Here is an 8,678-nt window from a genome sequence, read left to right as displayed (position 1 = left end):
CGACCTTGCCAAGGTCGGGGTCGCGAGTTCGAGTCTCGTTTCCCGCTCCAATTTCTAACGCCGTTATTACTGACCCAGTAGTAAGGTGTCGATGCTAAAGCGTCAAATGCGGGAATAGCTCAGTTGGTAGAGCACGACCTTGCCAAGGTCGGGGTCGCGAGTTCGAGTCTCGTTTCCCGCTCCAATTTTCTTCTTAAAATTCTTCTAAATTCAGCGATGCCTCATGTGGGCAGTTTCTCTATTTGTCATAATCAGTATGATTTTCATGAACAGAGTTATCCACAGGCTAGCCAGCATATCTTTCTCATACCTTCCTAGAACCAGCACAAGACCATTAAATTAACTTTTTGATTTAAATGAATTAATTTAATGTTAAAAATGGCATATGGATCACTTGCACTTTGTCTTGCTGTTGAATCACAAACTAAATTTATTTTTATGCACAGGCGAAGGGCAACAAAATATAACGCTGATAAACATGATATTCCCAGTGGGTCATGCGTCTCGTGGCAGGCCTTTTTCAATGGCTCTGATAAGCCGTTTCTGTTGGCTGGTCTGAATTTCTATTGCGTTTTCACTGCGTTTTTCTTGCTGCTGCTTAACCGCCCATTCGATATGTTCATCTAAAACTTCAGACAATCCCATTCTTGATTGCAGCAGAGGAATAATCTGTGCGTCGTAGGGAGCATTACCCAAAGCGACGCTAATATTGCGCAGCCAGCGCAGATGTCCAATGCGACGAATGGCTGAACCCTCGGTGATTTTTAGGAAAGTCTTTTCATCCCACTGAAACAGCGCGATCAATTCTGGCGTGTGCAGATTTTGGCGCGGGCTAAAATCACCTTCTTCTGTTAGCTGAGAAAAACGATTCCACGGACAGATCATCTGGCAGTCATCACATCCATAGATTCTGTTGCCCATCAGCGGCCGGAACTCTTCTGGTATGGCGCTTTCTAGCTCGATGGTGAGATAGGAAATGCAGCGGCGGGCATCCACGACATAAGGCTCAACAATTGCGCCGGTTGGGCACGTGGTGATGCAGGCCACGCAGCGGCCACATTGCTCTTCTTGAGGCTTATCAACTGGGAGTGGGAGATCGAGTAATAGCTCACCTAAGAAGAACCAGGAACCGGCCTCTTTATTTAAGATTAGTGAGTGTTTACCAACCCAGCCTATTCCGGCTTTAGCCGCTAAAGGACGTTCTAAAATAGGGGCGGAATCCACGAATGGGCGAGAGTTAACGTCTATACCAACGCAATACTCTTGAATCATATCGCCTAAACGCTTAAGTCGATTACGTAGCAGTTTGTGATAATCCCGCCCAAGGGCGTAGCGGCTCACATAGCCTAGCTGTGGATTTTTGAGTGTTTTAGCGAAAGACGCGTTTGCCGGAAGATAGTTCATGCGCACGCTGATAACCCGCAGCGTGCCGGGATGTAATTCGTGCGGTCTGGCTCGCATCATGCCGTGGCGCGCCATCCACTCCATCTCACCGTGATACTGCTTATCCAGCCATGCCTGCAGGCGCGGCTCTTCAACCGATAGGTCGGTATCACATATTCCAACCTGCTGGAATCCTAGCGATTGCCCCCATTGCTTGATATGTTGGGCTAACTGATTGAGATCGAGGGGGTGTGTCATGACGGGCCATTATCAGAAACATTTCAACTCCAGTTTACCATATTCTGTTTATCCTGCGGATAACGTCCGTGAGCTTGAGCAGCGAGCGGTATCTGAGTTGGGGTTGTCTTTGTATCAGCTAATGGAACGTGCGGGACTGGCGGCTTTTCATCGTGCGCGGCAATTTTATCCTACTACTCGTCGCTGGTTGGTGTTGTGCGGTCATGGCAATAACGGTGGTGATGGTTATGTCGTGGCGCATTTAGCACGGCAATTAGGCATTCAGGTCACGTTGGTTGCGGTTGAGCATAATGGGCCGTTACCGTCGGAGGCGCAGCAGGCACGGGATGCATGGATACGCACCGGTGGCGAGATTCAGGGCGTTAACACGGAATTTGCTGGTGATATTGAACTGATTATTGATGGCTTGCTCGGCATTGGTTTACGTGCGGCACCGCGTGAGCCGTATGCGTCATTGATTCAAGCGGCAAATCAGCATCCTGCCCCGATACTCTCGCTTGATATTCCCTCTGGTCTGAACGCCGATACTGGCCATGCTGATGGCGCTGTTATTCAGGCTCAGCACACTCAAACGTTTATTGCCTGCAAACCTGGGCAGCTCACCGGATATGCCCGCGATGTGGTCGGCACATTACATTGTGACGAGCTGGGGCTATCTCACTGGCTCAAAAAACAGAATGCGCCGATTGCACGGCTTGATGCCAGCCTGCTGAATACGTGGCTACATCCTCGGCGGCCTTGTTCGCATAAAGGCGATAATGGTCGCCTACTGCTTATCGGTGGCGATCACGGTATGGCTGGTGCTATTCGCATGGCGGGTGAGGCTGCTCTGCGTAGCGGTGCTGGGTTGGTGCGAGTACTTACTCACATTGAGCATATTGCGCCATTGCTGACGTCTTGCCCTGAGATGATGGTGCAGGCATTAACCAAAGCCTCGCTTGATGCAGCGCTTGATTGGGCTGACGTGATTGTGATTGGCCCCGGCTTAGGCCAAACGGAGTGGGCTCGCCAAGCCGTGCAGCAGCTTCAACGTTTCGACAAACCAATGCTGTGGGACGCCGATGCGCTGAATTTATTAGCACAGTCACCGAACGTGAATCAGCACCGCATTTTGACACCGCATCCTGGCGAGGCGGCAAGACTACTAAATTGCAGTGTGGCTGAGATTGAACTAGATAGAATAAAGGCTGTAAAAAAACTTCAGCAAAAATATGGCGGCGTGGTGGTGCTAAAAGGTGCCGGCACGTTGATTGCCAGTGAAAAAAAGATGTCCGTCGCGGACGTGGGAAATCCTGGAATGGGAACCGGCGGGATGGGGGACGTTTTGTCTGGTATTATCGGCGGTTTGCTGGCACAAAAGCTTCCGCTGTATGATGCTGCCTGTTCAGGATGCGTGGTACACGGTGCGGCTGCCGATGAAATTGCGGAAGAGTTTGGTGAGCGCGGCATGTTAGCGACAGATCTTTTTGCCGTTATTCGCCATTATGTGAACCCTAAGACGACTTAAGAGTCTGACATATTGCCCTAGCGAACTGTTATCGAACACGCTGATCCTAAAGAAAAACCTTAATAAAGAACCAGTAAGAAATAACTATTATGAAAAACATCGTACTTTCTTTGCCGGATGAAACGGCAACCATCGCTTTGGGTACTTCACTGGCGAACGCCTGTGATAGTGCGACCGTTATTTACTTATATGGTGACTTAGGTGCAGGTAAAACCACCTTTAGCCGTGGTTTTTTACAGGCGTTAGGCCATAAGGGCAACGTTAAGAGCCCAACCTATACCTTGGTTGAACCCTATGCGTTAACGCCAATGAACGTTTATCACTTTGATTTATATCGTTTGGCCGATCCTGAAGAGCTCGAGTTTATGGGGATCCGCGACTATTTTGATGAAAATGCCATCTGTTTGGTGGAATGGCCGCAGCAGGGCGAAGGCTTTTTACCAAATCCAGACCTGAGCCTGCATATGGCTTATCAGGGCGAGGGGCGAGAAGCGTCGATTGATGCTCATACGCCACATGGCCAGTCGATTTTGGCACGATTGAACGGGCAACAAGGGTAGTCGATGATGCGCATGTGGAAGCGAATCTGTACGGTAACGTGGTTAGGATTGCTAGGGCTGCTATTTTCTGGCGCGATTAGCGCCGCGCAGTTGACCAATATTCAGGTTTCAAACGGTAAAAACGAAGCGCGTGTGACGCTGAGTTTTAACGGAGCACCCAACTATACTTTTTCTTCCCAGCCCAGTTCAAATCGGGTGCTGGTTAATATTTCTGAAACTAAAAAAATTACCAGTGGCCTGCCCATGACGTTCAGCGGCGAGAATATGCTGAGCCAAATCCGAGCGGGTAATATTGCGGGCGATAATAACGTTCAACTGATTTTTGATGTGACGCGTAAAGCTAAGGTGAGTGCCTCTAATCAAGGGCAGATGGTCGTTTTTACGCTGAAATATGATGCCCCTGTGGCGGCACCAAAACCGGTGTTCAATCAACCGCGCAGTACGGCTTCTCATGGTTCGGCGCGAAGCGTAGCACCAGCCCCTGCGCCATCAAATGGTGGAAATCCCTTTAATCCAACCAAGCCAACGGTGGTTACTACGACTGAAACGCCAGCCGTTCCTGTTTCGCGCCGTAGCTCGCGATCTGATGGTTCGCAGGTGGTGGTGGCGATCGATGCCGGACACGGTGGGCAAGATCCCGGCGCGATTGGCGGCAATGGCCTGCGTGAGAAGAACGTAACGTTAGCGATTGCCAAGCGCTTACAGAATTTAATGGATGATGACCCGATGTTTAAACCGGTGTTAACCCGCACCGGCGATTACTTTATTTCTGTCATGGGGCGTTCTGATGTGGCGCGTAAGCAACAGGCCAATCTGCTGATTTCAATTCACGCGGATGCGGCTCCTAATCGCAGTGCGACAGGTTCGTCCGTATGGGTGTTATCAAACCGTCGTGCTAACAGTGAAATGGCGGGATGGCTGGAGCAACACGAGAAACAGTCAGAATTGCTGGGTGGTGCGGGTGATGTGTTAGCCAATAGCGGCGACGATAAATACCTTAGCCAAGCGGTTCTCGATCTGCAATTCGGCCATTCACAGCGCGTTGGTTATGACGTCGCGGTGCAGGTGATTCGTCAAATGCAGTCCATTGGTAATCTGCATAAACGTCGTCCTGAACACGCAAGTCTAGGCGTTCTACGCTCGCCGGATATTCCGTCTCTGCTGGTAGAAACGGGCTTTATTAGTAATGCTGGCGAAGAACGCTTGCTGGGCAGCGCTGCCTATCAAGAGAAAATCGCGCAGGCTATTTATAAGGGGGTGCGGAGCTATTTCCTTTCGCATCCGTTGCAAAATGGCCCAAAGGTCGAAAACCGGCCGCAGAGCTTCGTGTCGGCCGGTAGCTCTAGCAAGACTCCAACAGCAAGCCGTATTGTGAGTGAGAGCAATTCCTCAGCGAGCAGAGTGAGTTCTGGTGCAACGCAGATTCACGTTGTGAAGCGCGGTGAAACCTTGCTGGGCATAGCCAATCGCTACGGCACAACTATGACCAAGCTGATGCAGCAAAATAGCCTGAAGAAAGAAGGCGTTTGGGTTGGGCAAAAGCTGAAGGTTCCTGCTGGGAATCGCGTAGCGGCTACTGCGGTATCTGCGACTGCTAGCAAAACAGCCGCGAGCAAGACCGTAAGCACTAAAGCCAAGCGAGTGACACATACGGTAAAACGTGGTGATACGTTGACAAAAATCGCCGCCAGCTATGGTGTGAGCATGAGCAAAATTCAGCAGGCTAATAAGATGAAATCAGGTGAAGTCCAGATTGGACAAACGCTGGTGATCCCACAGGCTTAAACTTTGATTTCACTCTTTGTTATTTAAGGTTCTCTAACCAAGGAAAACATATGCCGATTCAGGTTTTACCTCCGCAGCTTGCCAACCAAATCGCCGCGGGCGAAGTGGTGGAACGCCCTGCATCGGTGGTTAAAGAGCTGGTGGAGAACAGTTTAGATGCAGGTGCAACGCGAATCGATATTGAGATCGAACGCGGCGGTGCCAAGCTGATCCGTATTCGTGATAACGGCTGTGGGATTAACAAAGACGAATTGGCCTTGGCGTTAGCGCGGCATGCCACCAGCAAAATCACGTCACTTGACGATCTTGAGGCTATCATGAGCCTCGGATTTCGTGGAGAAGCGCTGGCAAGCGTCAGTTCGGTCTCGCGCTTAACCATGACGTCGCGTACCGCCGAGCAAAGCGAAGCATGGCAAGCCTACGCTGAAGGGCGTGATATGGCGGTAACGGTGAAGCCTGCCGCTCATCCGATAGGCACAACCGTTGAAGTCTTGGATTTATTCTACAACACGCCAGCACGGCGCAAATTCATGCGTACTGAGAAGACGGAGTTTGGCCATATTGACGAAGTGGTGCGCCGCATTGCTTTGGCTCGATTTGACGTTACGATTCAACTGCATCACAACGGTAAAATGATGCGCCAATACCGTGCGGTCAAAGACGATGGGCAAAAAGAGCGCCGTCTAGGGTCGATCTGCGGTACCGCATTTATTCAGCATGCGCTGGAAATAAAATGGGAGCACGGTGATTTAGCCATTCATGGCTGGGTTGCCGATCCGGTGGGTTCGCGTCAGCTAACCGAAATGCAGTACAGCTATGTTAATGGCCGTATGATGCGCGACAAATTGATTACTCATGCTATCCGCCAAGCCTATCAAGATCAGCTGAAAGATGATCAACAGCCAGCCTACGTTCTCTATTTGACCGTTGATCCGCACCAGGTTGATGTCAATGTGCATCCAACCAAGCATGAAGTGCGTTTTCATCAGGCTCGTTTAGTGCATGATTTTATCTATCAGGCGGTTATTTCAGTACTGCAACAGGCCGAACAACCTTCGTTGCCCGAGGTGGTCGCTGAAACAGAAGAAGCGCCACGTTGGGAGCCGGAAAACCGCGTTGCGGCAGGCGTTAACCAGTTCAGTAAAACCCCGATGCGTGAACCCTCACCGGCATACGGAAAATCAACTTCGCACGGTTCTGCTTCTGAGAAGCGAGCGCCGAGTGAAAATCGTCACTTTTCTGCGGGCGACGGCTATCAAAAACAGGAAGGGCAGCTATACCAGCGTTTGATGCAGGTTCCCGAAAAACGGATGCCTCAGCCGCAGGTGGTGCAACATCAAGACGCTCTTTCTGCGGAAAATAGCCGTAAGACAGAGATGTTCCCGCAGCCTGCTTCAGCGCCGTTGCAACACGGTGAGAATAGTTTCGGACGCGTAATGACGATCTGTGAGCGCCATTACGCGCTGCTAGAACGCCAGCACGGCGTGGCCTTATTAAATTTAGACGTCGCTGAAATAGAACTGCGTCAGGTGCAGTTATTACCAAGTGCAGAAGGTTTACGTCCGCAGCCGCTGTTGATTCCGGTCAAGCTCACGCTCAGTGCAGAAGAAATCAAAGGTGCGCAAAGCGGTGCGGAAACGTTAAAAAATCTGGGCATTGATCTTATTTTGGAACGCCAGCGAGCCACGCTACGGGCCGTACCGCTGCCGTTACGCCATCAGAACTTACCGCAGCTTATCCCTGCGTTGCTTGCCTTCTTAGCAGCAACGCCAGAGGCGGAATCGGCGGTGATAAGCAAGTGGTTAGCCAGCCAATTAGTGACCGAGCGTGAGCAGTGGAGTGTTTCCCAAGCTATCCAATTGTTAGCCGAGGTTGAACGGCTTTGCCCTGTGCTGGTAAAGTCGCCGCCTTCTGCGCTATTGCACCCCGTAGATTTAGCGCCAGCGCTGGTTTCGTTACAGTCCCATTGATAAAGAGCTGAATAAAATATTTTATGATTAACGCCAATAATTCTCTTCCTCCTGCCATTTTTATTATGGGGCCGACAGCGTCTGGGAAAACGGCTCTTGCTATGTCGTTGCGCCAGCGCTTTCCCGTTGAACTTATTAGCGTTGATTCTGCTCTAATCTACCGTGGAATGGATATTGGCACCGCAAAGCCAACCGCTGAAGAGCTAGCACAGGCTCCACATCGGCTGATCGATATCCGTGATCCTGCGGAAAGTTATTCTGCGGCAGATTTTCGTGCCGATGCATTACGTGAAATGGCAGCGATCACCTCTGAAGGGAAAATTCCCCTCCTTGTGGGTGGAACCATGCTTTACTTTAAAGCATTGCTGGAAGGGCTTTCGCCTTTGCCCGCTGCGGATCCAGAAGTCAGAGCCCAGATAGAAAAACAGGCACAAGAGCTGGGTTGGGAGGCGTTACATCGTCAGTTACAGCAGGTTGATCCTGTTTCTGCGGCTAGGATTCATCCAAATGATCCACAGAGACTGAGTCGCGCACTGGAAGTTTTTCTTATTTCGGGTAAAACTTTAACTGAACTGACTAAAATTTCAGGCGAAACGCTACCCTACAATGTGCAACAGTTTGCGATTGCACCTGCAACGCGTGAGCAGTTACACCAGCGAATTGCCCTGCGTTTTGAGCAGATGATGGCCGCGGGTTTTGAAGCTGAAGCCCGAGCCTTGTTCGAACGTGGTGATTTGCACACAGACTTACCTTCTGTGCGCTGCGTGGGCTACCGCCAGATGTGGTCATATCTGGAGGGCGAAATAGACTACGATGAAATGGTTTACCGTGGAATTTGTGCAACACGCCAGTTGGCAAAACGTCAGATGACTTGGTTGCGCGGTTGGGAGTCTGTGCATTGGTTAGATAGTGATGAACCGTTGCAGGCTCTGGAAAGTGTGGCACAGGTTGTTCGTGCATCGCTTGATTGATTGTGTACAATTGAGGTGATTGGGCCGTAATTAGGCCGATGGGTACTTGAATCAGGGAGATTCATGCACCATATACTCATTATGTTTCACGTTGCAGACGCAGGGTCTGTGTTTGTTCGCCGTAATCACATAGTGACCTGTGAATAACAGGATTATCTATGCTTCTGGGGACTCATGAACATACGGTCTGTTGCTGGGATTATTTTGAGTAAAGTACTCAGTGCGCAAATTTTTACGCAGTTTA

The 8,678-nt window shown here is 50.4% G+C and carries 6 protein-coding genes and 1 tRNA gene; 6 read left to right on the top strand and 1 reads right to left on the bottom strand.

Translation table 11 applies throughout. The annotated features are described in order from the left end of the window. Positions 1–108 precede the first annotated feature (108 nt). A tRNA-Gly gene (locus RSC70_RS11625) sits at positions 109–184 on the top strand. A 311-nt stretch (positions 185–495) separates the two neighbouring features. Here RSC70_RS11625 and queG read toward each other — a convergent pair. Then, the gene (gene queG / locus RSC70_RS11620; RefSeq protein ID WP_103008923.1) at positions 496–1,641 is read right to left on the bottom strand and encodes a tRNA epoxyqueuosine(34) reductase QueG; all 1,146 of its coding nucleotides are present in this window, start codon (positions 1,639–1,641) and stop codon (positions 496–498) included. Between queG and nnr the strand changes: the two genes are divergently transcribed. The 5 genes from nnr to miaA all read left to right on the top strand — a co-directional run bounded on the left by nnr (position 1,640) and on the right by miaA (position 8,434). Next, complete coding sequence (gene nnr, locus RSC70_RS11615; protein ID WP_332542486.1) at positions 1,640–3,148, top strand: bifunctional ADP-dependent NAD(P)H-hydrate dehydratase/NAD(P)H-hydrate epimerase; 1,509 nt, start codon at positions 1,640–1,642, stop codon at positions 3,146–3,148. The genes queG and nnr overlap by 2 nt on opposite strands. An 89-nt stretch (positions 3,149–3,237) precedes the next feature. Next, the gene (gene tsaE / locus RSC70_RS11610; protein WP_025798750.1) at positions 3,238–3,708 is read left to right on the top strand and encodes a tRNA (adenosine(37)-N6)-threonylcarbamoyltransferase complex ATPase subunit type 1 TsaE; all 471 of its coding nucleotides are present in this window, start codon (positions 3,238–3,240) and stop codon (positions 3,706–3,708) included. A 3-nt stretch (positions 3,709–3,711) separates the two neighbouring features. Then, on the top strand, positions 3,712–5,493 hold the full coding sequence (gene amiB, locus RSC70_RS11605; RefSeq protein ID WP_130999354.1) for an N-acetylmuramoyl-L-alanine amidase AmiB: 1,782 nt from the start codon (positions 3,712–3,714) through the stop codon (positions 5,491–5,493). Positions 5,494–5,543: 50 nt separating this feature from the next. Then, complete coding sequence (gene mutL / locus RSC70_RS11600; protein WP_332542484.1) at positions 5,544–7,463, top strand: DNA mismatch repair endonuclease MutL; 1,920 nt, start codon at positions 5,544–5,546, stop codon at positions 7,461–7,463. 23 nt (positions 7,464–7,486) lie between these two features. Continuing rightward, positions 7,487–8,434 carry a tRNA (adenosine(37)-N6)-dimethylallyltransferase MiaA gene (gene miaA, locus RSC70_RS11595; RefSeq protein ID WP_304188219.1) on the top strand — a complete coding sequence of 316 codons (948 nt, stop codon included), beginning with the start codon at positions 7,487–7,489 and terminating at the stop codon, positions 8,432–8,434. Positions 8,435–8,678: the final 244 nt, after the last annotated feature.

The sequence above is a fragment of the Hafnia sp. genome, from assembly GCF_036648275.1.
In the GTDB taxonomy this organism is placed as follows: domain Bacteria; phylum Pseudomonadota; class Gammaproteobacteria; order Enterobacterales; family Enterobacteriaceae; genus Hafnia; species Hafnia alvei.
Note: the sequence above shows the minus strand (reverse complement) of the source record. Positions and strands in the feature narration are given on the sequence as shown.